Genomic DNA, 24,595 nt, shown 5'->3' with positions numbered 1-24,595 from the left:
AAAACGGTACAATGTCGCCCGTTTTCGTGACAGTAGTTTGACAATCTCTCAGGAATCCCATGTTCGGTCGATTCATGCCCACCGAGGGCAAGTTCTTTGAACTCTTCAACGCGCACGCGAAGCACATCGTTTCCGGTGGCCGCGAGCTCGAACTGCTGATCGACAATCTCGCCGACGCCGAGATTCACAAGCAAAACGTGCAAACCGCCGAGAAGGCCGCCGACAAGCTCACGCACGAGGCGATCGATCTGCTGCACAAGACCTTCATCACGCCGCTCGATCGCGACGAGATCCACAAGCTGATCACGACGATGGACGACATCCTCGACCTGATGGAAGACGTCGCGACCGCCGTGTCGCTGTACGACGTACGTTCCGTCACGTCGGAAGCGAGCCAGCTCGCGCACATCGTCACGCAGTCGGCCCAGCACGTGCAGCAGGCGGTCGGGTTGCTGTCCGACATGAAGCAGTCGGCACAGATCCTCAAGCAGTGCGAGGAGATCGACCGCTGGGAGTCGGAAGCCGATCGCGTGCTGCGCGCGGCCATGTCGAAGCTGTTCCGCGAGGAAGACGACGTGAAGACGCTCATCAAGCTGAAGGCGATCTACGAGTTGCTCGAAGAGATCACCGACAAGTGCGAGGACGTCGCGAACATCATCGAAGGCATCGTGCTGGAAAACGCCTGAGCGGACCACGATGCATTCGATACAACTCGCCCTATGGATGGTCGCGGCACTCGTGCTCGTCGCGCTCGTATTCGACTTCATGAACGGCTTTCACGACGCGGCGAACTCGATCGCCACCGTCGTGTCGACCGGGGTGCTGAAGCCCCAGCAGGCCGTCGTGTTCGCGGCCGCGTTCAACGTGATCGCGTACTTCATCTTCCACCTGAAAGTCGCCCAGACCGTCGGTAAAGGCACGATCGACCCCGGGATCGTCGACCACTACGTCATCTTCGGCGCGCTGGTCGGTGCGATCGGCTGGAACGTGATCACGTGGTACTACGGGATCCCGTCGAGCTCGTCGCACGCGCTGATCGGCGGCCTCGTCGGCGCGGCGCTCGCCAAGTCGGGCTGGAGCTCGCTGAACATCGACGGACTGCTGAAGACCATCGCGTTCATCTTCATCTCGCCGCTGCTCGGCTTCATCCTCGGTTCGCTGTTCATGCTCGGCGTGTCGTGGCTGTATTTCCGCACTGCGCCCAGCAAGGTCGACCGGCGCTTCCGCCGGTTGCAGCTGCTGTCGGCCGGGCTGTACAGCCTTGGCCACGGGGGCAACGACGCGCAGAAGACCATCGGCATCATCTGGATGCTGCTGATCGCGTCGGGCTATGCGTCGGCGACCGCCGATGCGCCGCCGGCGTGGGTAATCGGCGCGTGCTACCTGTCGATGGGCCTCGGCACGCTGTTCGGCGGCTGGCGCATCGTGCGCACGATGGGCCAGAAGATCACGAAGCTCAAGCCGGTCGGTGGTTTCTGTGCGGAAACGGGTGGCGCGATGACGCTGTTCCTCGCGTCGTTCCTCGGCATCCCGGTGTCGACCACGCACACGATCACCGGTGCGATCGTCGGTGTCGGCGCGACGCAGAAGCTGTCGGCCGTGCGCTGGGGCGTGGCCGGCAACATCGTGTGGGCCTGGGTGCTGACGCTGCCCGCGGCTGCGTTGTTCGCGGCCGGCGGATGGTGGCTCGGTCACCAGATCTTCTGATCGCCGACGTAGCCGGATCGACATCCGATGCGCCGCCAGCCGAAAGGCTGCGGCGCATTTTCTTTTGGAGCGGGGAGTTCGCGGCGGAACGGGCGGGGCGGCGGCGGATACCGCCAACGTGATTGACTGTCGAGGTTCGGGCAACCGGTCAGTAGCTTCCGTTCGCAAACCGCGCGATCGGATCGTCTGCCGTACTGGTGCGCGGGCTGACGGGCGCGGATTGCGTCGATGCGCGCCATACCTGCACAGGTGGGGGCTCGATACTGCGCGGAGATGCCGGCGCAGCGGCAGGCGGCGGTTCGGCATCGAATGCGGCGGCCTGGGCGGCCGTGAGCGCCGTCGTGGGAATCTGCGTGCCGGACTCGACCGGGGCGGCAGGCGCTGCATTGGCCGTCATCGCGTTCATCCCATCATTCACTGACGTTGCCTGTTGCTGCGCGGCCTGCCTGCGCGGTGGCGGCGGTTCGTACGGATCGGCGGCCGGGGCCGTGGGTGCGGCTGCGGCGGTCGTCACGACCGGCGCGGCAGCGCTGACCGGCGCAGGTGCAGGCGCCTGCGCGGTTCTCGCTTGCGACGAGGCATAGGCAGGCGGCCGCGGCGCGGCGGCAGTCACGACTACCGGGGTCGGTGCGGCCGCCGGCGCGCTGCGCGGCTCGTCGCGCTTCGCCTCGTAGGTCGGTGCATCGAATGGCGTCGGCGCCCCGCGCGGCGGCGCGACGCGGCGAATGCCGTCGAAACGCTTGGCCCAGTACGGGTTCGTCAGGTAGTCGAGCCGCACGGTGCCGCCCGTCGACGGTGCGTTGACGAAGCGCAGCTTGCCGACATAAATGCCGACGTGCGAATGCGGCCGTCCGGTCGTATTGAAGAAGATCAGGTCGCCCGGCGCGATCTGGTCGGGCTCGATCGACACGCCGCGGCCGCTCATGTCGGCCGTCGTGCGCGGCAGGTTCACGTCGGCCGCCCGGCCGATCACATAGCGCACGAGCCCGCTGCAGTCGAAGCCGCTCGTCGGCGTGTTGCCGCCCCAGCGGTACGGGACGCCGACGAGGCTCATCGCCTGGATCGAGATTTCTTCCTGGCCGACGCTGTGATCGACGAATTTCGGGAAATTGGCGGGGGCGGGGAACGCGCGCGGCGTCGTGATCCTCATGCCTGAATCGGAGCGCGATGCCGACTGCGGCGGCACGCTGGAGCAGGCCGCAAGCAGGGAAACGACGGCGACGGGAACCCAAATTCGAAGCATGGCAAGGCGGGCAAGCGCGGCGCGCTCGCGAATCGTATGACAACAGACAGACCCGATGGTAGACGCTCCGGCGGGGCTTAAGCAACTATTCTTGAGAATTTACTTGAAGTTTCGCGCGTAAACTGCGCTGTTGCGTGACGAAGCGTTACTTACGTCTTCGACCCCAAATAAAAACGGCGCTCCTGAGAGGAGCGCTGCGAGGCGTCGACAGCCGGCCGATCGGCCGGCCAGCCGCGTTACAGGATGTCCGACGCGTAGTCGGCGAGCCGCGAGCGTTCACCGCGCGCAAGCGTCACGTGGCCGCTGTGGCCCCAGCCCTTGAAGCGGTCGACGACGTACGTGAGGCCCGAGCTGCCTTCGGTCAGGTAAGGCGTGTCGATCTGCGCGATGTTGCCGAGGCACACGATCTTCGTGCCCGGGCCGGCGCGCGTGACGAGCGTCTTCATCTGCTTCGGCGTCAGGTTCTGCGCCTCGTCGATGATCAGGTACTTGTCGACGAACGTACGGCCGCGCATGAAGTTCATGCTCTTCACCTTCAGGCGCGAACGGATCAGTTCCTGCGTCGCGGCACGGCCCCATTCGCCGGCCGCGTCGTCGGTCTTCTGCAGCACTTCGAGGTTGTCGTCGAATGCACCCATCCACGGCTGCATCTTCTCTTCCTCGGTGCCCGGCAGGAAACCGATGTCCTCGCCGACCGGCACGGTCGCGCGCGTCACGATGATCTCGTTGTAGCGCTTGTCGTCGAGCACCTGCGCGAGGCCGGCCGCGAGCGCGACGAGCGTCTTGCCGGTGCCGGCCTGGCCGAGCAGCGTGACGAAGTCGATCTCGGGGTTCATCAGCAGGTTCAGCGCGAAATTCTGCTCGCGGTTGCGCGCGGTGATGCCCCACACGTTGTTCTTGTGGTGGCTGTAGTCGCGCAGCGTCTGCAGCAGCGCCGTCTTGCCGTTCAGCTCGCGGACGATCGCATGGAACGTCGGCTCGCCGTTCTGCGGCTCGAGATAGACGAACTCGTTGACGAGCATCGACGCGACGAGCGGGCCGGTCACGCGGTAGTACGTGGTGCCCGTCTTCGTGTCCTGCCAGCTCTCCATGCCCTTCGCGTGCTTGGTCCAGAAGTCCTGCGGCAGTTCGCGCACGCCGTTGTACAGGAGGTCCTTGTCCTCGAGCACCTGGTCGTTGAAGTAGTCTTCCGCGGGCAGGCTGAGCGCGTGCGCCTTGATCCGCATGTTGATGTCTTTCGACACCAGCACGACCTGGCGATCGGGCCGGTCGCGCTGCAGCGCGCGCACGACGCCGAGGATCTGGTTGTCGGCCTTGCCTTCGGGCAAGCCTTCGACGGGCGCGATGTCCGCCAGCTTCGTCTGGAAGTACAGGCGGCCGAGCGCCTCGCGGCTGCCGAGGCGCGACAGCGGGATGCCGGCCGTGATCGGGCCGGCATCGGCGACGAGCGCGTCGAGCGTGCGGCTGACCTGGCGTGCATTGCGCGCGACTTCGGACATCCCCTTCTTGTGGTTGTCGAGTTCCTCGAGCGTCATCATCGGCAGATAGACGTCGTGTTCCTCGAAGCGGAAGAGGCTGCTCGGATCGTGCATCAGCACGTTGGTGTCGAGCACGAACAGTTTCTGCAGTTCGGCTTCGGCGGGCTTGCGGCTGCGCGACTTCGTCGCGGCGCCGGTGTCGCGCGCGGGGGCGGCGGCCGGTTTGTCGGCAGCCGGTTTGTCGTTGCGTGCAACGACGGGTGCCGCGGGTTCGGCGGGCGCCGGCATCGGCTGCAGCAGGGCGGCCGTCTGTTTGGTCTTGCGGCCGCGTGCGGGTGCGCTCGCGGCATCTTGCGCCGAAGACGCGACGGCGCGCAAGGGCGCGGCCGTGTTCGCGGCTTCGGTCATCGGTTGGGCCACGCTCGCCGGACCAAAGTCACCGGCTGTGGATGCGTCCCCTTCGGCGGATTTCTTCGCGGCTTTCGCGGGCCGCGCTTTCGCCTTGTATTCGTCGGGCGGCAGCAGGCTGCCGAGCTTGCTGGGGGGAGTAGGCAAAGGCATGGTGTCCCTCGGGAGGAATCGTGTCGCATGGCGTGCGCCGCTGATCGCATCCTGCGTGACGTAGACGCATGCAGTTTGCGCGCGGTGGCGCACAGGAAGTTCGTCTAGCCGGTTCGCCTAAGTGTCGATCAGCTCCTTGACGCGGTGAGGGCCGGACCGAGGCCCGGCGCGCAATCCATAAAAAAAGCCGCTGCCCCGTCGATAGAGGCATGCGGCTCAGCTGATACGGTCGTAATGCGCGTCAGGTGCCGGCAAGCATCGCAACGAGCACCGGCGCAGCTACGAGAAATATGGGGCGAACTGGCATTCATTGCGGCCCAATATAACGCGCCTCAAAGCGCTTGTACAGCACTTAGCACGTCGTCCACATGACCCGGTACCTTGATGCCGCGCCATGCCTGGCGAAGCACGCCGTCGGCGTCGATCAGGAACGTGGAGCGCTCGATTCCGCGCACTTCCTTGCCATACATTTTCTTCATCTTGATGACATCGAACAGCGCGCACAGCGCCTCGTCGGCATCGGAAATCAGCGGGAACGGCAGTTCGAGCTTTGCCTTGAAATTGTCATGCGAGCGCAGGCTGTCGCGCGACACGCCGATGACTTCCGCACCGGCTTTCTTGAACTTCGGATAGAGATCGCGGAACTGCAGCCCTTCGGTCGTGCAGCCCGGCGTGTTGTCCTTCGGATAGAAGTACAGCACGAGTTTCTTGCCCTTCAGGTCGGACAGCGAAATGTCGCCGCCCGTGGCCGGTGCGGTGAAATCGGGAACTTGACGGTCAACTTCGACGGACACGTGTTTCTCCTGTTGTTATGGAAAGGCGCCGCTGCGGCGGCGCGGTACGGCGGGGCGTCGCGGCAGCGCGCCGCAAGGGCGGTGCGGCGACGCCGGCTCGTGCGAACTCAGTCGGGCTGGACGATCAGTTCGCCAGAGCGGCCTGGGATTTCGCCCCACGTGACAGGGTACGATGGCAGCGAGTCGCGGTCCAGCGTCGCGTGGTAGTCGCCCATCGTCGCGAACGTGTGGCCTTGCGCGCGCCAGCCAGCGAGCAGTTGCTCGAACACGGGCGCGAGCTTCTGGCCTTCCAGCTCCGCATGCAGCGTGAACACCTGGTCGTGCGGATTGGTTTCGGTGAACTTGAGGATGTGCGCGGCGACGTTGTGCGTGTCGATGCCGTCGATGCCGAGCACTTCGTCGAGCGTCGGTAACGTGGTGGGCATCTGCACGTGCGACAGCGTGCGGCCGTTGACGACGGGCAGGTACGGCGAATGACCGCGGCCGTCGGAGGCGTAGCGCATCCCCCATGCGTCGATCTGCTCGAACGCGGAATCGTTCATCTGCCAGCCGGCCGCGCCGTGCGTGACGGGCGGCGCGCCGAAGACCTCGATGAAGCGCGCGTGACTCTTCTGCATTTCACGCGCGGTCCAGTCGCGATCGCGTGCACGGACGTTGTCCTGCCAGTACACGTGATCCCACGTGTGGATCCCGCATTCGAAGCCGGCCTCGTGGATCGCGCGCATGTCGGCGATGGCACGGCGGCCGATGTCGGGGCCCGGCAGCAGCACGCCGTACATCAGCTGCTTCACGCCGTAGTGCTCGACCACCGACGTGCGCGACACTTTCTTCAGGAAGCCGGGGCGGAACACGCGCCGCAGCGCCCAGCCCGTGTGATCGGGCCCGAGGCTGAAGAGGAAGGTCGCGCGCGCATTGAAGCGGTCGAAGATGCGCGCGAGGTTCGGCACGCCTTCGCGCGTGCCGCGCAGCGTGTCGACGTCGATCTTGAGGACGATGCGAGCCAAGCGAACGTCCCGATCAGCCTTGCTGTTCGACGAGCGCGCGCGCGTCGGCGACGTGGCCGCGATACGCTTCGAAGATGTTGCGCAGCGCGTCGTCGAACGTCGCTTGCGGCGCCCAGCCGAGTTCCTGCATCGTGTTGTCGATCTTCGGCACGCGGTTCTGCACGTCCTGGTAGCCGTTGCCGTAGTAGGCGCCGGACGTCGTCTCGACGAGCTTCACCTGCTTGGCCGAATCGGCGTACTCGGGGAATTCCGCCGCCAGTTCGAGCATCTTGTGCGCGAGTTCGCGAACCGAGAAGTTGTTCTTCGGATTCCCGATGTTGTAGATCTTGCCCGACGCGACGCCGTCCTTGTTCTCGATGATCTTCATCAGCGCGCTGATGCCGTCGCCGATGTCGGTGAACGCGCGCTTCTGCGAGCCGCCGTCGACGAGGCTGATGTTCTCGCCGCGCACGATGTGGCCGAGGAACTGCGTGACCACGCGCGAGCTGCCTTCCTTCGGCGTGTAGATCGAGTCGAGGCCCGGGCCGATCCAGTTGAACGGGCGGAACAGCGTGAAGTTCAGGCCTTCCATCCCGTAGCCCCAGATCACGCGGTCCATCAGCTGCTTCGAGCACGCGTAGATCCAGCGCGGCTTGTTGATCGGGCCGTAGGTGAGGGCCGACGCATCCGGGTCGAACTGCTCGTCCGAGCACATGCCGTAGACCTCGGAGGTCGACGGGAACACGAGGTGCTTGCCGTACTTGACGGCCGAACGCACGATCGGCAGGTTCGCCTCGAAGTCGAGTTCGAACACGCGCAGCGGCTGCTGGACGTAGGTGGCGGGCGTCGCGATCGCGACGAGCGGCAGGATCACGTCGCACTTCTTCACGTGATACTCGACCCACTCCTTGTTGATCGTGATGTCGCCTTCGAAGAAATGCATCCGCTCGTGATTGACGAGGTCGCCCAGCCGATCGGTCTGCATGTCCATGCCGAACACTTCCCAATCGGTGGTTTCAAGAATGCGCTTCGACAGGTGATGGCCGATGAAGCCGTTCACACCCAGGATCAGGACTTTTTTTGCTTTCATGAATGACGGGAAGAATGAATGAACTGCGCGAATTCCGCGGGCGTCACGACGGTTTCGCTGCCGTCGCGCTGCTGCCACAGCTCGAGAATGGATAGGGCGCGGCTGTCGCCGCAGACGCCGAATAGCGCATTATCGCTTACGTGCAGGCCGGGCGGCAAATCTGCCGCGGCGGCTGCCGCCGCGCTGCCGGGCGCCGCCAGGCGCGCGCGCGCGATTACGAAACGCGTGCCGTCGACGTCCGTGAACGCGCCCGGATACGGGGGCGCGACCGCGCGCACCAGGTTGTAGACCTGCGCGGCCGGCTTCGACCAGTCGATGCGGCCGTCCTCGGGCTTGCGCCCGCCGTAGTAGCTGCCGCTCGAGAGATCGTTCGGCAGGTGCGGCGCCTCGCCCGCGAGCAGCGCGGGCAGCACGCGCCAGAGCGTCTGCTCGGCGGCTACCGTGACCTTGTCGAACACCTGCGTGGCCGTGTCGTCCGGCAGGATCGGCACCGCGGTCTGGCCGATGATCGCGCCGGCGTCGGGTTTCGCCGCCATCTCGTGCAGCGTCGCGCCGGTTTCGGTTTCGCCGTGCAGCACCGCCCAGTTGGTCGGTACCCGACCCCGGTATTTCGGCAGCAGCGACCCGTGCATGTTGTACGCGCCCTTCGGCGCGATCGCGAGCAGGTCCACCGGCAGCATGTGCCGGTAGTAGAACGAGAAGATGAAGTCCGGCTGCGCGTCGGATACCGCGCGGCGCAGCGCCGGATCGGCGGGATCGGCCGGCGTGAGCACCGGAATGCCGTGCTCGGCCGCGACGGATGCGACGCTGCCGAACCAGATGTTCTCGTTCGGGTTGTCCTCGTGCGTGACGACGAGCGCGACGTCGACGCCGCGCGCGAGCAGCACCTGCAGGCAGCGCACGCCGACGTTGTGATAGGCGAAGACGACTGCGCGCGGCTTCATTGCGCGGCACCCGTGCGGTTCGCGCCGGCCGGCACCGGCGGCACGCCGTCGTGCTGCTCAAGCACGGCCTGGATCAGGTAGCGCGGCCGTGCACGCACCTGCTGGTAGATGCGGCCGACGTATTCGCCGAGCAGGCCCAGCGCGAAGATGATCACGCCGAGCAGGAAGAACGTGATGGCGAACAGCGTGAACACGCCTTGCACTTCCGCGCCGACGATGAAGCGGCGCACGAGCAGCAGCACGAACAGCGCGGCGGAGCCGAGCGACAGGATCACGCCGATGAACGACAGCCACTGCAGCGGCACGACCGAGAAACCCGTCACGAGGTCGAAGTTCAGCCGGATCAGGCTGTACAGCGAGTACTTCGACTCGCCGGCGAAGCGCTCCTCGTGCGCGACCTCGATCTCGGTCGGTTTCTGCGCGAACGTGTACGCGAGGGCCGGGATGAACGTGTTGACTTCGCCGCACACGTTGATCGTGTCGATGATGCGGCGGCTGTACGCGCGCAGCATGCAGCCCTGGTCGGTCATCTTGATGCGCGTGATGCGCTCGCGCAGGCGGTTCATCATCTGCGACGCCTTGCGCCGCCAAAGGCTGTCCTGGCGCTGCTTGCGGATCGAGCCGACGTAGTCGTAGCCCTCGCGCATCTTCGCGATCAGCTTGCCGATTTCCTCGGGCGGGTTCTGCAGGTCGGCGTCGAGCGTGATGACGATCTCGCCGCGCGATTGCGCGAAGCCGGCGAGGATCGCCATGTGCTGGCCGTAGTTGCCGTTGAGCAGCACGACGCGTGTCGTGTCGGGACGGACGTGGAACTGATCGGCGAGCATCGCCGCCGAGCGGTCGCGGCTGCCGTCGTTGATCAGGATCACTTCGTATGACGTGTCGAGTGCGTCGAGCGCCGGATACAGCCGCGCGAACAGCGCAGCGAGGCCGTCTTCCTCGTTGTACACGGGGATGATGACCGATACTTCGAGCCGGCCGGCGTCCAGGTGCCCGGCGGCCGGATGCCCGGCGCGTGCTTCAAGGTGACTCATGTACGCTTATTTTCCGTATTGTTCACAAATCTGGTTGATGGCGTCGACCACGCGACGCACGTCGCCTTCCGTCATCTGCGTGAAGAGCGGCAGCGTGACGGTCGACGCGCCGTACCGTTCGGCGTGGGGGAACATGCCCTCCTTGAAGCCGCGTGCACGGTACAGCGTGAAAAGATGGATCGCCGGGTAGTGGATACCCGTGCCGATGCCGCGTTCCTTCATCTGCGCCATGAACTCGGCGCGGGTGATCGTCAGGCGCTCGAGCGGCAGCGTGATCAGGAACATGTGCCAGTTGCCGTTCTCGAATTCGGCGATCGGCAGGCCGACGCCGAGCTTCACGGCCGCACTGCCGTCGAATTCGGCGAAGTAGGCACGCGCAAGCGCGCGGCGCTGCGCGGTGAAGCGTTCGATGTGCGGCAGCTGCCCGAGGCCGACGCGCGCGGCGACGTCGGTCAGGTTGTACTTGCCGCCGAGCACGTCGCAATCCATCCCGTCGAAGCCCGTGCGCGTGATGCCCTGCAGCCGGTACTTCTGCGCGAGCGTCGCTTCTTCCTCGTTGTTCAGCACGAGTGCGCCGCCTTCGATCGTCGTCAGGTTCTTGTTCGCGTGGAAGCTGAACGACACGATGTCGCCGATCGCGCCGATGCGCTTGCCGTTCCACGTCGAGCCGAACGCCTGCGCGGCATCCTCGATCACGCGCAGCTTGTGTGCGCGCGCAATGGCGTACAGGCGGTCCATGTCGACCGGCAGGCCGGACAGGAACACCGGGATGATGGCCTTCGTGCGCGGCGTGATCGCCTGCTCGAGCTTGTCGAGGTCGATGTTGCGCGTGACGGGATCGATGTCGGCGAACACGGGCGTCGCGCCCGTCTCGAGGATCACGTTGCTGGTCGAGACCCACGACGCCGGCGTCGTGATGACTTCGTCGCCGGGGCCGACGCCCGCGATGCGCAGGCCGATCTCCAGCGTGCAGGTGCCCGAATTGAACGCGCGGACCGGACGGCCGCCGCAGTATTCGGACAGCGCCGCCTCGAATTTCTGGCTCTGCGGGCCGGTGGTGATCCAGCCCGAGCGCAGCACGTCGACGACGCCCTGGATGGTTTCCTCATCGATCTCGGGGCGGGTGAACGGCAGAAACGGAGCGGTAGTCTGGCTCATGTACGCTTTGGCCTGTAATGGCGTGTAATAAAAGGGTCGGGCGATCCCGGCCGAAACCGGCATTAAACACCGGTTGGCGGAATCGCACCGTGATTTTTTGTAGGCAGACGCTTAATGCGCGCGGCGGCCGGGCTCAGCTTCGCGCGAGCACCAGCACGCCGATCAGGATGATGCCGATGCCGACGAGCCGCTGGACCGACAGCACTTCGCCGAACAGGTACCAGGCGGCGAACGCGTTGACGACATAGCCGAGCGACAGCATCGGGTACGCGATCGACACGTCGACCCGCGACAGCCCGACGATCCAGACCACGACGCTCAGCACGTAGCAGCCGAGGCCGCCGATGATCGGCAATTGGGTCGCGATCTTCAGGCCGACCGGGATGATGTTCGCACGGCTGAATTCGAAGTGTCCAACGGCGTTGACGCCGGCTTTCAGCAGAAGTTGCGCACAGGCGTTGAGCATCACGCCGGTGATGATGCAGACGAACGAAACGGGATTCATGCAGCGGGCGTCCTTACGATTGCGGTTTCTCGACGATCACGCGGCGGTTGTCGCGTGCAATCACGCGCATCGGCACGCCTTGCTTGACCAGGGTGTCGTACTCGCCGGGCGGCATGATCGCGAGCGCATGGGTTTCCTGCTTCCAGCGCGTGATCCACTCGTCGACGGTCGGAATCCACTTGTTCGGCTCCATCGAGATCCCGAACGCGAGTTCGTCCTGGCGCTGGACCATGATCGTCGTGTGGCCCATGTAGAACGGGAACGTGTGATCGAGCATCTCGATCGAGTAGAACGGCGTGTCGGCCGGCAGTTTCGCCAGTTCGGCGCGCACGGTGGGCGCGAGCAGCGCGCCCGAGCTGTAGCGGCCGAATTCGTCGTGACCGGTGCCGCCGATCGTGCCGAACGCGAGCCAGGCGGCGCCGAACGCGGCGAGCGCGGCGGCCACGCCCGCGCGGCGGTTCAGCCATGCGGCCGCGAGCGTCAGCGCGGCCGCGACCGCGAGGCCCGCGTACAGCCACATCTGGAACGCGCGGTACAGCGCGTTCGGCGTGCGGGCATCGCCCTGGTACGCGAGGAAGATGATCCCGAACGCCGCGACGACTAGGAACACGAGGTTGCCGAGCAGGTGGCGGCGGAACCGGTCGGCGCTCATCAGCGGCAGGTACGCGCCGATGATCAGCGCGAGCGCCGGCGCGACCGGCAGCACGTACGAGATCAGCTTCGAATGCGACGCGCTGAAGAACAGGAAGATGAATGCGCTCCAGATCAGCAGCACGAGCATCGGCGAGAAGCCGTTCGGCTGGCGCGGCATCCGCAGCGCATGGCGGATGCTCTGCCACGCGACCGACAGCCACGGCAGGAAGCCGACCAGCAGCACGGGCACGAAGTAGTAGAGCGGGCCCGGGCGGTTCTGTTCCGGGGTCAGGTACCGGCGGAACTGCTGGACGATGAAGAAGAAATTGAAGAACTCGGGGTTGCGCTGCTGGACGAGCACGAACCACGGCGTGACGATCGCGAAGAAGATCACGAGGCCGCTCACCAGGTACAGGCGCTTCCACAGCGCCCAGTCGCGCGCGATCAGCGTATAGAGCACGAGCACGGCGCCGGGCAGGATCAGGCCGACGAGGCCCTTCGACAGCACCGCGAACGCCATCGCGGCCCAGCATGCCCACATCCAGCCGCGTGCCGCGGCCGGGCGCAGCCCGGGCCGCTGCGCGAGCAGCAGCGAGCACAGCGACAGCGCCATCCAGAACGCGAGCCCCATGTCGAGCGCGTTGAAGTGGCCCATCAGGTTCCAGTACGGCGACGACGCGAGCACGACGGCGGCGAGGAAGCCCGACAGCGGGTTGAACAGGCGCGCGCCGGTGTAGCCGACCAGCAGGATGCCGGCGAAGCTCGCGACGGCCGTGTAGAGGCGCGCCTGCCATTCGCCGATGCCGAACCACGCGAACGTGAGCGCGTTCAGCCAGGTCTGCAGCGGCGGCTTCTCGAAATACTTGTAGCCGTTGTAGCGCGGCGTGATCCAGTCGCCGGTGACGAACATCTCGCGCGCCATTTCCGCATAGCGGCCTTCGTCGCTCGGGATCAGGTGGCGCAGCCCGAGCGGCGCGAACCAGACGATCGCGAGCGCGATGACGAGGAGGACGAGCGTGATGCGATTGAGCGGTAGCCTCGACGGCGTATCGTTCATGGATATTCAGCCTGTTGGTTGTTGTGACGGGCCGCCGGCGGGTTGCGCCGGGGGCGGGCGGCCTGGCCGGGCCGATCCGGGGGATCGACCCGCTGCGCCGGCCCGAGTTTTACCGCATCCGGGATTAACGTTCAATTAAGAGCGCGGCGGCGACTTTGCGGCCCTCGGCCATCAGGATGTTGTAGGTGCGGCAGGCGGCCTGGAAATCCATCGTTTCGACGCCGATCCGCTTCGCCGTGAGCGCCGCGACGAGCCGCGGGTGCGGGAAGCGCAGCCGCGCGCCGCTGCCGAAGATCACGAGTTCGGGTGTCGGGTCGAGCAGCATCGCGAAATGCTCGGGCGCGAGCGCGTCGAACGACGACACGGGCCATGCCTGGACCGGCGCGCCGGGCAGCACGATGACGCTCGTTTCATGGCGTTCGAGATTGACGTCGACATAATCGGGGCCGTAGCCGGTGACGGTGTTGAGCGCGCCGCTCGTGTCCTGGTGCAGTTTCAAATCGGTATTCCGCGGTTCCGTAGGGGAATGTATCGCAGGGCCACACGGGCCCGGACGGCCGGTTTCGCTTGTCCGGGCACGCGGGACGCCCGACGGTGCGGGCCAGGCGCGGCTATGGTGCATTGCGAAAGTCAGCCAAAATCCGCTAAATTATAACTTTTTGGTCGCCCCCGGGCGCCATTTGCGTCGCGCGTCGCCACAAGCCGCGCCCGACCGCCCGCTTTTTCCCAGTCTAGACAGCGCGCACAGACCGGCCGCTTTCCAGTTTTGATCCCGTCCCCCCGGCCGCAAGGCCAATCCAGGAACCGTGTCGTCGTGAAACCGATTCAGAAGTCGAACAAGCTGCTCAACGTCTGCTACGACATCCGTGGCCCGGTGCTCGAGCACGCGAAGCGCCTCGAGGAAGAAGGCCACCGCATCATCAAGCTGAACATCGGCAACCTCGCGCCGTTCGGTTTCGACGCGCCGGACGAGATCATCCAGGACATGATCCGCAACCTGCCGACGTCGTCCGGCTATTCGGATTCGAAGGGCGTGTTCTCGGCGCGCAAGGCCGTGATGCACTACACGCAGGAAAAGGGCGTCGTGGGCGTCGGCCTCGACGACATCTACATCGGCAACGGCGCGTCCGAGCTGATCGTGATGGCGACCCAGGCGCTCCTGAACGACGGCGACGAAGTGCTGCTGCCCGCGCCCGACTACCCGCTGTGGACGGCGGCGGTCAGCCTGTCGGGCGGCACGCCGGTGCATTACGTCTGCGACGAGCAGAACGCGTGGATGCCCGATCTCGACGACATCCGCCGCAAGATCACGCCGAACACGAAGGCGCTCGTCGTGATCAACCCGAACAACCCGACGGGCGCGCTTTATTCGGACGAATTGCTGCTCGAACTGCTCGAGATCGCGCGCCAGCACGGGCTGATCGTGTTCGCCGACGAGGTGTACGACAAGATCGTCTACGACGGCCTCGAGCACACGGCGCTGGGTTCGCTGTCGGAGGACGTGATCACCGTCACGTTCAACAGCCTGTCGAAGAGCTATCGCTCGTGCGGCTACCGCGCGGGCTGGATGGCCGTGTCGGGCCTCGGCGGCGACAACCGCCGGCACGCGAAGGATTATCTCGAGGGGCTGGGCATCCTGTCGTCGATGCGCCTGTGCGCGAACGTGCCCGGGCAGTTCGCGATCCAGACGGCGCTCGGCGGCTACCAGAGCATCAACGAGCTGATCGTGCCGAGCGGGCGCCTGTACAAGCAGCGCGAACTCGCGTACGACATGCTCACGTCGATCCCGGGCGTGACCTGCGTGAAGCCGCAGGCCGCGCTGTACATGTTCCCGCGCCTCGACCCGAAGCTTTATCCGATCCAGAACGACCAGCAGTTCATTCTCGACCTGCTGCTCGAGGAGCGCGTATTGCTCGTACAGGGCACGGGCTTCAACTGGACGACGCCGGATCACTTCCGCGTGGTCTTCCTGCCGAACCTCGACGACCTGACCGATTCGATCAACCGGATCGCACGCTTCCTCGACGGCTACCGCAAGCGCCATTCGGCCTGAGCGGCACGGCCACACGGAACTCACTCATTCTTACTCATTCGATCACACGCAGCATGGAACCGATCAAAGTTGGCCTGTTGGGCTTCGGCACGGTGGGCAGCGGCACCTTCACGGTGCTGGGCCGCAACCAGGAAGAAATCAAGCGACGCGCGGGGCGCGGCATCGAGGTGACGCGCATTGCGGTGCGCACCCCGGCCAAGGCGCTGGCCGCGCTCGGCGGCGACGCCGGCGCCGCGCAGATCACCGACGATTTCAATTCGGTCGTCGATGATCCGTCGATCGCGATCATCGCCGAGATGATCGGCGGCACGGGCATCGCGCGCGAGCTCGTGCTGCGCGCGATCGCGAACGGCAAGCACGTCGTGACGGCCAACAAGGCGCTGCTCGCGGTGCACGGCACCGAGATCTTCGAGGCCGCGCGCGCGAAAGGCGTGATGGTCGCGTTCGAGGCGGCCGTCGCCGGCGGCATCCCGATCATCAAGGCGCTGCGCGAAGGCCTGACCGCGAACCGCATCCAGTACATCGCGGGCATCATCAACGGCACGACCAACTACATCCTGTCGGAAATGCGCGATCGTGGGCTCGACTTCGCGACCGCGCTGAAGGCGGCACAGGAGCTCGGCTACGCGGAAGCCGATCCGACCTTCGACATCGAAGGCGTCGACGCCGCGCACAAGGCGACGATCATGAGCGCGATCGCGTTCGGCGTGCCGGTGCAGTTCGAACGCGCGTACGTCGAGGGCATCAGCAAGCTCGACGCGACCGACATCCGCTACGCGGAAGAACTCGGCTACCGGATCAAGCTGCTCGGCATCACGCGCCGCGCCGAAAACGGCATCGAGCTGCGCGTACACCCGACGCTGATCCCGGAGAAGCGCCTGCTCGCGAACGTCGAAGGCGCGATGAACGCGGTCGTCGTGCACGGCGACGCGGTCGGCACGACGCTGTACTACGGCAAGGGCGCCGGCGCGGAGCCGACCGCATCGGCCGTGGTCGCGGATCTCGTCGACGTCACGCGCCTGCACACGGCGGACCCCGAGCATCGCGTGCCGCACCTCGCGTTCCAGCCCGACAGCCTGTCGAACACGCCGATCTTGCCGATCGAGGAAGTGACGAGCGGCTACTACCTGCGACTGCGCGTCGCCGATCAGACCGGCGTGCTGGCCGCGATCACGCGCATCCTCGCCGAATCGGGCATCTCGATCGACGCACTGTTGCAGAAGGAGTCGGAGCAGGTCGACGGTGCGAACGGCGAAACCGACATCATCCTGATCACGCACGAAACGGTCGAGAAGAACGTGAATGCGGCGATCGCGCAGATCGAGAGCCTCGCGACGGTGGTCTCGAAGGTGACGAAGCTGCGCATGGAAGCGCTGAACTGAGCTGAGGACGACATGAACTACATCTCCACGCGCGGCGCCGGCATCGGCGAGCGCCACACGTTCTCCGACATCCTGCTCGGCGGTCTCGCGAAGGACGGCGGGCTCTACCTGCCGGCCGAGTATCCGACGGTGTCCGCCGACGAGCTCGCACGCTGGCGCACGCTGTCGTACGCGGATCTCGCGTTCGAGATCCTGTCGAAGTTCTGCGACGACGTGCCGGCCGACGACCTGCGCGCGATCACGCGCCGCACGTACACGGCCGACGTGTACCGCAACACGCGCCATGGCGAGAACGCGTCCGACATCACGCCGCTGAAGACGCTCGGTACCGAGAACGGCGCGCCGCTCTCGCTGCTCGAACTGTCGAACGGCCCGACGCTCGCGTTCAAGGACATGGCGATGCAGTTGCTCGGCAACCTGTTCGAGTACACGCTCGCGAAGCACGGGCAGTCGCTGAACATTCTCGGCGCGACGTCCGGCGACACGGGCAGCGCGGCCGAATACGCGATGCGCGGCAAGGCCGGCGTGCGCGTGTTCATGCTGTCGCCGCACAAGAAGATGAGCGCGTTCCAGACGGCCCAGATGTTCAGCCTGCAGGATCCGAACATCTTCAACCTCGCGGTCGAAGGCGTGTTCGACGATTGCCAGGACATCGTGAAGGCCGTGTCGAACGATCACGCGTTCAAGGCGCAGCAGAAGATCGGCACGGTCAATTCGATCAACTGGGCACGCGTCGTCGCGCAGGTCGTGTACTACTTCAAGGGTTACTTCGCGGCCACCCGGTCGAATGACGAACGCGTGTCGTTCACGGTGCCGTCGGGCAACTTCGGCAATGTCTGCGCCGGCCACATCGCGCGGATGATGGGGCTGCCGATCGCGAAGCTCGTGGTCGCGACCAACGAGAACGACGTGCTCGACGAGTTCTTCCGCACGGGCGCCTATCGCGTGCGCAGCGCCGAGAACACCTATCACACGAGCAGCCCGAGCATGGACATCTCGAAGGCGTCGAACTTCGAGCGCTTCGTGTTCGACCTGCTCGGCCGCGATCCGGCGCGCGTGATGCAGCTGTTCCGCGACGTCGAGGAGAAGGGCGGCTTCGATCTCGCGGCGAGCGGCGATTTCTCGCGCGTCGCCGAGTTCGGTTTCGTGTCGGGCCGCAGCAGCCACACGGACCGCATCGCGACGATCCGCGACGTGTTCTCGCGCTACGACACGATGATCGATACGCACACCGCCGATGGCGTGAAAGTCGCGCGCGAGCATCTCGACGCGGGTGTGCCGATGGTCGTGCTCGAGACGGCGCAACCGATCAAGTTCGGCGAGACGATTCGCGAGGCACTCGATCGCGAAGCCGAGCGGCCGGCCGCATTCGACGGGCTCGAGGCGCTGCCGCAGCGTTTCGAGGTCGTGAAGGCCGACGCGCAGCAGGTGAAGGACTTCATCGCCGCTCACACGGGCGCATGACGCACGGCCGGGCCTGCGGGCCCGGTTGCGCAGGACGGCCGGAACGCCGATTCGTCGAACGGATCGGGGTTCCGGCCGTTTCGTTTGGCAACTGCCAAGCGGCGGTCGTCACAATGCGTACGAAACAAGTGTCAGACCGGCGCGTTCGCGCGAATCACAGTTTCCGCATGGCCGCCATATCGCGCGCCCGCACGACGGCGTCGCTACAATGACGTATTGAATCCAACGATCCCCGATTCCATCGATGTCGAACCCGAATCCCGCGGCGCCGCGCGCGCCGATGCTGTCGACCGCCGAGGCGCTCGCCGCGCTGCTCGATGCCGCGAAGCCGTTGCCCGGCACCGAAACCGTCGCCACGCTCGACGCGCTCGGCCGCGTGCTGACGGCTGACGTGAGCTCGCCGCTCGACGTGCCGCCGATGCATACGAGCGCGATGGACGGCTATGCGGTGCGCGTCGCCGACCTGCTGCATGGCGAGCGGCGCTTGCCGGTGTCGCAGCGCATTCCGGCCGGTCATCCGGCCGCGCCGCTCGCTGCCGGCACGGCCGCGCGGATCTTCACCGGCGCGACGGTGCCGCCCGGCGCCGACGCCGTCGTGATGCAGGAGCAGACGTCGGCCGACGGCGATGCGGTCGAGATCCTGCACACGCCGAAGGTCGGCGAATGGATCACCGCGCAGGGCGCGGATATCCGGCAGGGTTCGGTGATCCTGCCGGCCGGCACGCGGCTCACGCCGCAGGCGCTCGGCCTGGCCGCGTCGGTCGGCTGCGCGCAACTGCCGGTTGCGCGGCGAATTCGCGTCGCGGTGTTCTTCACCGGCGACGAACTGACGATGCCGGGCGAGCCGCTGAAGCCCGGCGCGATCTACAACTCGAACCGGTTCACGCTGCGCGGGCTGCTGGAGCGGCTCGGCTGCCACGTGACCGACTACGGGATCGTGCCCGATTCGCTCGCCGCGACGCGCGACACGCTGCGCGAGGCGGCACGCGATCACGACGTGATCCTGACGAGCGGCGGCGTGTCGGTCGGCGACGAGGATCACGTGAAGCCGGCCGTCGAGGCCGAAGGGCGGCTCGCGCTGTGGCAGATCGCGATGAAGCCCGGCAAGCCGCTCGCGTACGGCGCGGTGCGCCGCGGCGACGATCGCCCCGACGCGCACTTCATCGGACTGCCCGGCAACCCGGTGTCGAGCTTCGTCACGTTCCTGCTGTTCGTGCGGCCGTTCCTGCTGCGCCTGTCCGGCGTGCGCGACGTCGCGCCGCGCGCGCTGTCGCTGCGCGCCGACTTTTCGCAAAACAAGGGCGATCGGCGCAACGAATTCCTGCGTGCGCGCGTCAACGCGGCCGGCGGCCTCGACCTGTTCCCGAACCAGAGCTCGGCGGTGCTGACGTCGACGGTGTGGGGCGATGGCCTGATCGACAATCCGCCGCAACACGCGATCAGCGCCGGCGAGACCGTGCGTTTCATTCCGTTTTCCGAACTGCTGTCGTAACGCGACGGCTTCCCGAACCATGAAGATTCAACTGAAATTTTTTGCAAGCGTGCGCGAGGCGCTGGGTGTTGCCGACGAGCAGGCCGACGTGCCGGACAGCGTCACGACCGTGGGCGACGTGCGCGCGTGGCTGCGCGTGCGCGGCGGGGCGTGGGCCGAGACGCTCGCCGACGGGCGCGCGCTGCGCATGGCGTGCAACCACGAGATGACCGATCCCGACACGCGGCTCACCGAAGGCTGCGAAGTCGCATTCTTTCCGCCGGTGACGGGCGGGTGAGGCGCAGGCGATGGCAACGGTACGAATCCAGACCGACGACTTCGACCTGAACGCCGAGGTTTCGGCATTGCGTGCGCGCAACCCGAAGATCGGCGCGGTCGCGTGCTTCGTCGGCACGGTGCGCGACCTGAACGAAGGCGATTCGGTGGCCGCGATGGCGCTCGAGCACTATCCGGGGATGACCGAGAAGGCGCTCGAGAAGATTGCCGCCGAGGCCGGCCGGCGCTGGCCGGGCATCGACGTCGCGATCGTGCACCGCGTCGGCACGCTCCTGCCGCTCGACCAGATCGTGATGGTCGCAACGGTCGCATCGCACCGCGGCGATGCGTTCGCGTCGTGCGAGTTCGTGATGGACTACCTGAAGACCGAAGCGCCGTTCTGGAAGAAGGAAACGACGCCGGATGGCGAGCGCTGGGTCGATGCGCGCAGCACCGACGATGCCGCGCTCGCGCGCTGGGGCATCGAATCGGGCAATACGCGGCGCTGAGCGTGGCGCCACGGTAATGCGGCGCGATGCCGCATGCGCGCAAGCGTCGCGCGCGCCGGCGGCCCGCCGGTGGCCCGCCGGTGGCCCGTCACGCGTCCGGATCGCTGCTGCGCCCGATGATCTTCGTCGGAAACGGCTCGCCGCGGGCACGCGACGGCAACGCGTGCGGATCGTCACCTGCATCGCGACGGCGCGGCGCGATCGCGTCGAGCAGCGCCTGCTGCTCGGGCGGAATTTGATAGTCCCAGCCGAACCGGCTCAACTGGAGGCTCTGGGCGATCCGCAGTGCCGGCTCCATGAAGCGGATCGCCGCGGGCGGCGCGTAGCGCGCCTCGACGGTCTTCAGGAACAGCGACAGCCAGCGGCTGAAATGGGCGGGCTTGATCCCGTCGAGCGGCTGGTGCGCCTGCTGCACGTTGCCGCGATAGCCCTTGGTGCCGAGCACGAGGCTCGACCAGAACGTGACCATCTTCGGCAGGTGGTCGTCCCAGCGGCCGGCCAGCTTTGCCTCGAACACGGGCCCCAGCAGCGGATCGGCGCGGACGCGGTCGTAGAACGCGTAGACGAGATCGCGGATGTTCCCTTCGGTCGGCTCGGTGTCGCGAGGGCGGGCCGGGGCGGTATCGGGCGAGGCGGGCAGGACGGTCATGGCAAAAGGGCCGGCAGAAATAGGCAACGACAGGGGCGGCGCGGGCATCGAGTAGGACGCCGACCGAATTTTGACGCAAAATAGCGTCCAACACCCCTGAAAAACGTGTAAGTGTCACGCATCTTATTGCGCGCGCGCCATCCCGGCAACCCGGGGCCGCGGAGCAGGGTCGCCAACCGGCCTCGTGCGCATCCCGGTCGGCCCGGCTCACGTAATCGGGGTACGATCGATTTTTTCCGTATTCGCCCATGAGACTCACCGACTACACCGACTATTCGCTGCGCGTGATGCTGTACCTTGCCGTGCGCGGCGAGGGGCTCGCTACGATCCAGGAGATCTCGGACGCCTACGGCATCTCGAAGAACCATCTGATGAAAGTCGTGCAGCAGCTCGGCGAGCTGGGGTGGGTCGACACCGTCCGCGGTCGCAATGGCGGGCTGAGGCTGTTCCCCGAATCGTTGCAACTGACCGTCGGCCAGGTCGTGCGCGCGACCGAGAGCGATTTCGCGCTGGTCGGCTGCTTCTCGGCCGACGACGAATCGCGCGGCTGCGTGATCGAGCCGCATTGCCGGTTGAAGGGGGTGCTGGCGGCCGCGCGCGATGCGTTTTTCGCCGAACTCGACCGTCACACGCTCGGCGCACTGATCGAGCCCGCGTCGCCGCTCGCCGCGTTGCTCGGCATCCACCCGGTCGTGCGCCTGCATGCCGAGCCTTTGCCGGAAGACGCACCGGCGTCCGTCGAGCCGCCGTCGACGGCCCGCTGATACGCGCTCGCCGCGCGTCTCGCTCCGGCCGTGGCCCATTCCGGGGCCGCTTCAAGGATATCCATCGATTTTTGCGCTGAATCAACCCGAATTTCGCTTGAAAGCCGCATAACCATCCTCATCTTGGTGTTAATCGAAAATTGGAGGTCTCGACTAAATGAGAATCGACAAGCTCACCACCAAGTTCCAGGAAGCACTCGCGGACGCGCAAAGCCTCGCGGCAGGCCGCGACAATCAATACATCGAACCCGTTCACGTTCTCGCGGCGCTGGTCGCGCAGCAGGACGGTTCCGCCCGTTCGCTGATGTCGCGCGCGGGTGTTCACATTCAGGCGCTGCAAGGCGCGCTGAACGAGGCCATCTCGCGCCTGCCGCAAGTGACGGGCACGGGCGGCGACATCCAGATCGGCCGTGAACTGGCCGGGCTGCTGAACCAGGCCGACAAGGAAGCGCAGAAGCTCAACGACACGTTCATCGCGAGCGAGATGTTCCTGCTCGCCGTGTCCGACGACAAGGGCGACGCCGGCAAGCTCGCCCGCCAGCACGGCCTCACGCGCAAGGCGCTGGAAGCCGCGATCGCCGCCGTGCGCGGCGGCTCGCAGGTGCACAGCCAGGACGCGGAAAGCCAGCGCGAGGCGCTGAAGAAATACACGGTCGACCTGACCGAGCGCGCCCGTGCGGGCAAGCTCGATCCGGTGATCGGCCGCGACGACGAAATCCGCCGTTCGATCCAGATCCTGCAGCGCCGCACCAAGAACAACCCGGTGCTGATCGGCGAGCCGGGCGTCGGCAAGACGGCGATCGTCGAAGGGCTCGCACAGCGGATCGTCAACGGCGAAGTGCCCGAGACGCTGAAGGGCAAGCGCGTGCTGTCGCTCGACATGGCCGCACTGCTCGCCGGCGCGAAATATCGCGGCGAATTCGAGGAGCGCCTGAAGGCGGTGCTCAACGACATCGCGAAGGACGAAGGCCAGACGATCGTCTTCATCGACGAAATCCACACGATGGTCGGCGCGGGCAAGGCCGAAGGCGCGATGGATGCGGGCAACATGCTGAAGCCGGCGCTGTCGCGCGGTGAGCTGCACTGCATCGGCGCGACCACGCTCGACGAATACCGCAAGTACATCGAGAAGGATGCCGCGCTCGAGCGCCGCTTCCAGAAGGTGCTCGTCGACGAGCCGAGCGTCGAGGCGACGATCGCGATCCTGCGCGGGCTGCAGGAGAAGTACGAACTGCACCACGGTGTGGACATCACCGACCCGGCGATCGTCGCCGCGGCCGAGCTGTCGCATCGCTACATCACCGACCGTTTCCTGCCGGACAAGGCCATCGACCTGATCGACGAAGCCGCTTCGAAGATCAAGATGGAAATCGATTCGAAGCCCGAAGAAATGGACAAGCTCGATCGTCGCCTGATCCAGCTGAAGATCGAACGCGAAGCCGTGAAGAAGGAGCAGGACGAAGCGTCGCAGAAGCGCCTGCAGCTGATCGAGGAAGAGATCGAGCGTCTCGGCCGCGAGTACGCGGACCTCGAGGAAATCTGGACCGCCGAGAAGGCCGCGGTGCAGGGTAGCGCGCAGTTGAAGGAAGAGATCGAGAAGGTGCGGGCGGACATCGCGCGGCTGCAGCGTGACGGCAAGCTGGAGAAGGTGGCCGAGCTGCAGTACGGCAAGCTGCCGCAGCTCGAGGCGCAGCTGAAGCAGGTCACGCAGGCCGAAGAGCAGGAGCAGCACAACCCGACGCGCCCGCGCCTGTTGCGCACGCAGGTCGGCGCCGAGGAAATCGCGGAAGTCGTGTCGCGTTCGACCGGGATTCCGGTGTCGCGGATGATGCAGGGCGAGCGCGAGAAGCTGCTGCACATCGAGGAAAAGCTGCATGAGCGCGTGGTCGGCCAGCACGAGGCGATCAGCGCGGTGGCCGACGCGATCCGCCGTTCGCGCGCGGGTCTCGCCGATCCGAACCGTCCGTACGGCTCGTTCCTGTTCCTCGGCCCGACGGGTGTCGGCAAGACCGAGCTGTGCAAGGCGCTGGCGTCGTTCCTGTTCGATTCGGAAGAGCACCTGATCCGCATCGACATGAGCGAGTTCATGGAGAAGCACAGCGTCGCGCGGCTGATCGGCGCGCCGCCGGGCTATGTCGGCTACGAGGAGGGCGGCTACCTGACGGAAGCCGTGCGCCGCAAGCCGTACAGCGTGATCCTGCTCGACGAGATCGAGAAGGCGCATCCGGACGTGTTCAACGTGCTGCTGCAGGTGCTCGACGACGGCCGCATGACGGACGGGCAGGGGCGCACGGTCGACTTCAAGAACACCGTGATCGTGATGACGTCGAACCTCGGCTCGCAGGTCATCCAGGCGATGACGGGTGCGCCGCAGGAAGAGATCAAGGACGCCGTGTGGCTCGAGGTGAAGCAGCATTTCCGCCCCGAGTTCCTGAACCGGATCGACGACGTCGTCGTGTTCCATGCGCTCGACCGCAGCAACATCGAGTCGATCGCGAAGATCCAGCTCGCCCGCCTGCACGACCGGCTCGCGAAGCTCGACATGGCGCTCGACGTGTCGGAAGCGGCGCTCGAACAGATCGGCAAGGTCGGCTACGATCCGCTGTTCGGTGCGCGTCCGCTGAAGCGCGCGATCCAGCAGGAGATCGAGAACCCGGTCGCGAAGCTGATCCTCGCGGGCCGCTTCGGTCCGAAGGACGTGATCCCGGTCGACGTCCAGGACGGCAAGTTCGTGTTCGACCGCGTCGTTCACTGATCGCAGGGCTCCGGCCGTCGCCCGGTTCGCGCCGGGCGCACAAAAACAAACACCCCGCCTCGGCGGGGTGTTTGCTTATGGCGCG

22 protein-coding genes and 1 pseudogene are annotated in these 24,595 nt (G+C 66.1%); 11 read left to right on the top strand and 12 right to left on the bottom strand.

The genetic code is table 11. The features are described 5' to 3' along the window. Positions 1-59 precede the first annotated feature (59 nt). Both CFB47_RS11085 and CFB47_RS11080 read left to right on the top strand, forming a co-directional pair. Positions 60-686, top strand: a complete 627-nt coding sequence (locus CFB47_RS11085; RefSeq protein ID WP_034188683.1) for a DUF47 domain-containing protein — start codon at positions 60-62, stop codon at positions 684-686. 10 nt (positions 687-696) lie between these two features. Further along, complete coding sequence (locus tag CFB47_RS11080; RefSeq protein ID WP_039366985.1) at positions 697-1,707, top strand: inorganic phosphate transporter; 1,011 nt, start codon at positions 697-699, stop codon at positions 1,705-1,707. Positions 1,708-1,855: 148 nt separating this feature from the next. Here CFB47_RS11080 and CFB47_RS11075 read toward each other — a convergent pair whose 3' ends face one another. Both CFB47_RS11075 and CFB47_RS11070 read right to left on the bottom strand, forming a co-directional pair. Beyond that, positions 1,856-2,950, bottom strand: a complete 1,095-nt coding sequence (locus CFB47_RS11075; RefSeq protein ID WP_089461173.1) for a C40 family peptidase — start codon at positions 2,948-2,950, stop codon at positions 1,856-1,858. Between the two features lie 236 nt (positions 2,951-3,186). After that, positions 3,187-4,989, bottom strand: coding sequence for a PhoH family protein (locus tag CFB47_RS11070; protein ID WP_089425590.1), 1,803 nt, complete (start codon positions 4,987-4,989; stop codon positions 3,187-3,189). Here CFB47_RS11070 and CFB47_RS41725 point away from each other — a divergent pair. Further along, positions 4,885-5,129: pseudogene (locus CFB47_RS41725) on the top strand (hypothetical protein); the annotation flags it as partial. The gene CFB47_RS11070 and the pseudogene CFB47_RS41725 sit on opposite strands and share 105 nt — an antisense overlap. A 192-nt stretch (positions 5,130-5,321) precedes the next feature. Here the strand turns inward: CFB47_RS41725 and CFB47_RS11060 are convergent. From CFB47_RS11060 to CFB47_RS11020, 9 genes are all read right to left on the bottom strand, one after another. Further along, a complete protein-coding gene (locus CFB47_RS11060; RefSeq protein ID WP_006756046.1) occupies positions 5,322-5,783 on the bottom strand; it encodes a peroxiredoxin in 462 nt (153 codons plus the stop codon). A gap of 107 nt (positions 5,784-5,890) precedes the next feature. Next, positions 5,891-6,787 (bottom strand): polysaccharide deacetylase family protein, encoded by an 897-nt coding sequence (locus tag CFB47_RS11055; protein WP_089456348.1) that lies wholly within the window; start codon positions 6,785-6,787, stop codon positions 5,891-5,893. 13 nt (positions 6,788-6,800) lie between these two features. Continuing rightward, positions 6,801-7,856 carry a bifunctional UDP-4-keto-pentose/UDP-xylose synthase gene (locus CFB47_RS11050; protein WP_006482864.1) on the bottom strand — a complete coding sequence of 352 codons (1,056 nt, stop codon included), beginning with the start codon at positions 7,854-7,856 and terminating at the stop codon, positions 6,801-6,803. Beyond that, positions 7,853-8,800, bottom strand: coding sequence for a formyltransferase (locus CFB47_RS11045; protein WP_089461172.1), 948 nt, complete (start codon positions 8,798-8,800; stop codon positions 7,853-7,855). The genes CFB47_RS11050 and CFB47_RS11045 overlap by 4 nt, the downstream gene beginning before the upstream one ends. Further along, a complete protein-coding gene (locus CFB47_RS11040; protein WP_089461171.1) occupies positions 8,797-9,834 on the bottom strand; it encodes a glycosyltransferase in 1,038 nt (345 codons plus the stop codon). The genes CFB47_RS11045 and CFB47_RS11040 overlap by 4 nt, the downstream gene beginning before the upstream one ends. Positions 9,835-9,840: 6 nt before the next feature. After that, entirely contained in the window at positions 9,841-10,992 is a 1,152-nt protein-coding gene (locus tag CFB47_RS11035; RefSeq protein WP_089456346.1) for a DegT/DnrJ/EryC1/StrS aminotransferase family protein, read from the bottom strand. Between the two features lie 133 nt (positions 10,993-11,125). After that, positions 11,126-11,497 carry an EamA family transporter gene (locus CFB47_RS11030; RefSeq protein ID WP_011352303.1) on the bottom strand — a complete coding sequence of 124 codons (372 nt, stop codon included), beginning with the start codon at positions 11,495-11,497 and terminating at the stop codon, positions 11,126-11,128. Positions 11,498-11,510: 13 nt separating this feature from the next. Beyond that, a complete protein-coding gene (locus CFB47_RS11025; RefSeq protein WP_089440261.1) occupies positions 11,511-13,187 on the bottom strand; it encodes a glycosyltransferase family 39 protein in 1,677 nt (558 codons plus the stop codon). Positions 13,188-13,311: 124 nt separating this feature from the next. Then, on the bottom strand, positions 13,312-13,686 hold the full coding sequence (locus CFB47_RS11020; RefSeq protein ID WP_012328660.1) for an Mth938-like domain-containing protein: 375 nt from the start codon (positions 13,684-13,686) through the stop codon (positions 13,312-13,314). Between the two features lie 315 nt (positions 13,687-14,001). Between CFB47_RS11020 and CFB47_RS11015 the strand changes: the two genes are divergently transcribed. From CFB47_RS11015 to CFB47_RS10990, 6 genes are all read left to right on the top strand, one after another. Further along, positions 14,002-15,240 (top strand): pyridoxal phosphate-dependent aminotransferase, encoded by a 1,239-nt coding sequence (locus tag CFB47_RS11015; RefSeq protein WP_089425584.1) that lies wholly within the window; start codon positions 14,002-14,004, stop codon positions 15,238-15,240. Positions 15,241-15,293: 53 nt separating this feature from the next. Then, positions 15,294-16,622 (top strand): homoserine dehydrogenase, encoded by a 1,329-nt coding sequence (locus tag CFB47_RS11010; RefSeq protein WP_089461170.1) that lies wholly within the window; start codon positions 15,294-15,296, stop codon positions 16,620-16,622. A gap of 12 nt (positions 16,623-16,634) precedes the next feature. Beyond that, positions 16,635-18,086: a threonine synthase gene (gene thrC / locus CFB47_RS11005; protein WP_089456345.1), complete on the top strand. Its 1,452-nt coding sequence runs from the start codon at positions 16,635-16,637 to the stop codon at positions 18,084-18,086. A 244-nt stretch (positions 18,087-18,330) separates the two neighbouring features. After that, positions 18,331-19,578 (top strand): gephyrin-like molybdotransferase Glp, encoded by a 1,248-nt coding sequence (gene glp, locus CFB47_RS11000; RefSeq protein WP_089461169.1) that lies wholly within the window; start codon positions 18,331-18,333, stop codon positions 19,576-19,578. Between the two features lie 19 nt (positions 19,579-19,597). Next, positions 19,598-19,855, top strand: a complete 258-nt coding sequence (moaD, locus tag CFB47_RS10995) for a molybdopterin converting factor subunit 1 (protein ID WP_039366951.1) — start codon at positions 19,598-19,600, stop codon at positions 19,853-19,855. Between the two features lie 10 nt (positions 19,856-19,865). Beyond that, entirely contained in the window at positions 19,866-20,342 is a 477-nt protein-coding gene (locus CFB47_RS10990; protein ID WP_089461168.1) for a molybdenum cofactor biosynthesis protein MoaE, read from the top strand. A gap of 88 nt (positions 20,343-20,430) precedes the next feature. Here the strand turns inward: CFB47_RS10990 and CFB47_RS10985 are convergent, their stop codons facing one another. Continuing rightward, positions 20,431-20,991, bottom strand: a complete 561-nt coding sequence (locus tag CFB47_RS10985; protein ID WP_089461167.1) for a group III truncated hemoglobin — start codon at positions 20,989-20,991, stop codon at positions 20,431-20,433. 248 nt (positions 20,992-21,239) lie between these two features. Here CFB47_RS10985 and CFB47_RS10980 point away from each other — a divergent pair, with 248 nt between their 5' ends. Both CFB47_RS10980 and clpB read left to right on the top strand, forming a co-directional pair. Further along, positions 21,240-21,755, top strand: coding sequence for an Rrf2 family transcriptional regulator (locus CFB47_RS10980; protein WP_089456341.1), 516 nt, complete (start codon positions 21,240-21,242; stop codon positions 21,753-21,755). A 157-nt stretch (positions 21,756-21,912) separates the two neighbouring features. After that, the gene (clpB, locus tag CFB47_RS10975) at positions 21,913-24,510 is read left to right on the top strand and encodes an ATP-dependent chaperone ClpB (protein WP_089440253.1); all 2,598 of its coding nucleotides are present in this window, start codon (positions 21,913-21,915) and stop codon (positions 24,508-24,510) included. The last annotated feature ends 85 nt before the right edge of the window (positions 24,511-24,595 follow it).

The organism is Burkholderia sp. AU27893, assembly GCF_002223205.1.
Taxonomy (GTDB): domain Bacteria; phylum Pseudomonadota; class Gammaproteobacteria; order Burkholderiales; family Burkholderiaceae; genus Burkholderia.
Note: the sequence above shows the minus strand (reverse complement) of the source record. Positions and strands in the feature narration are given on the sequence as shown.

Bases quoted from the DNA above. Each gene is read 5' to 3' on its own strand.
- clpB (WP_089440253.1), top strand. From the start codon at position 21,913: ATGAGAATCGACAAGCTCACCACCAAGTTCCAGGAAGCACTCGCGGAC.
- CFB47_RS11070 (WP_089425590.1), bottom strand. From the start codon at position 4,989: ATGCCTTTGCCTACTCCCCCCAGCAAGCTCGGCAGCCTGCTGCCGCCC.
- CFB47_RS11010 (WP_089461170.1), top strand. From the start codon at position 15,294: ATGGAACCGATCAAAGTTGGCCTGTTGGGCTTCGGCACGGTGGGCAGC.
- CFB47_RS11040 (WP_089461171.1), bottom strand. From the start codon at position 9,834: ATGAGTCACCTTGAAGCACGCGCCGGGCATCCGGCCGCCGGGCACCTG.
- CFB47_RS11050 (WP_006482864.1), bottom strand. From the start codon at position 7,856: ATGAAAGCAAAAAAAGTCCTGATCCTGGGTGTGAACGGCTTCATCGGC.
- CFB47_RS11030 (WP_011352303.1), bottom strand. From the start codon at position 11,497: ATGAATCCCGTTTCGTTCGTCTGCATCATCACCGGCGTGATGCTCAAC.
- CFB47_RS11075 (WP_089461173.1), bottom strand. From the start codon at position 2,950: ATGCTTCGAATTTGGGTTCCCGTCGCCGTCGTTTCCCTGCTTGCGGCC.
- thrC (WP_089456345.1), top strand. From the start codon at position 16,635: ATGAACTACATCTCCACGCGCGGCGCCGGCATCGGCGAGCGCCACACG.
- glp (WP_089461169.1), top strand. From the start codon at position 18,331: ATGTCGAACCCGAATCCCGCGGCGCCGCGCGCGCCGATGCTGTCGACC.
- CFB47_RS11045 (WP_089461172.1), bottom strand. From the start codon at position 8,800: ATGAAGCCGCGCGCAGTCGTCTTCGCCTATCACAACGTCGGCGTGCGC.
- CFB47_RS10985 (WP_089461167.1), bottom strand. From the start codon at position 20,991: ATGACCGTCCTGCCCGCCTCGCCCGATACCGCCCCGGCCCGCCCTCGC.
- CFB47_RS11080 (WP_039366985.1), top strand. From the start codon at position 697: ATGCATTCGATACAACTCGCCCTATGGATGGTCGCGGCACTCGTGCTC.
- CFB47_RS10990 (WP_089461168.1), top strand. From the start codon at position 19,866: ATGGCAACGGTACGAATCCAGACCGACGACTTCGACCTGAACGCCGAG.
- CFB47_RS11035 (WP_089456346.1), bottom strand. From the start codon at position 10,992: ATGAGCCAGACTACCGCTCCGTTTCTGCCGTTCACCCGCCCCGAGATC.
- CFB47_RS11085 (WP_034188683.1), top strand. From the start codon at position 60: ATGTTCGGTCGATTCATGCCCACCGAGGGCAAGTTCTTTGAACTCTTC.
- CFB47_RS10980 (WP_089456341.1), top strand. From the start codon at position 21,240: ATGAGACTCACCGACTACACCGACTATTCGCTGCGCGTGATGCTGTAC.
- moaD (WP_039366951.1), top strand. From the start codon at position 19,598: ATGAAGATTCAACTGAAATTTTTTGCAAGCGTGCGCGAGGCGCTGGGT.
- CFB47_RS11025 (WP_089440261.1), bottom strand. From the start codon at position 13,187: ATGAACGATACGCCGTCGAGGCTACCGCTCAATCGCATCACGCTCGTC.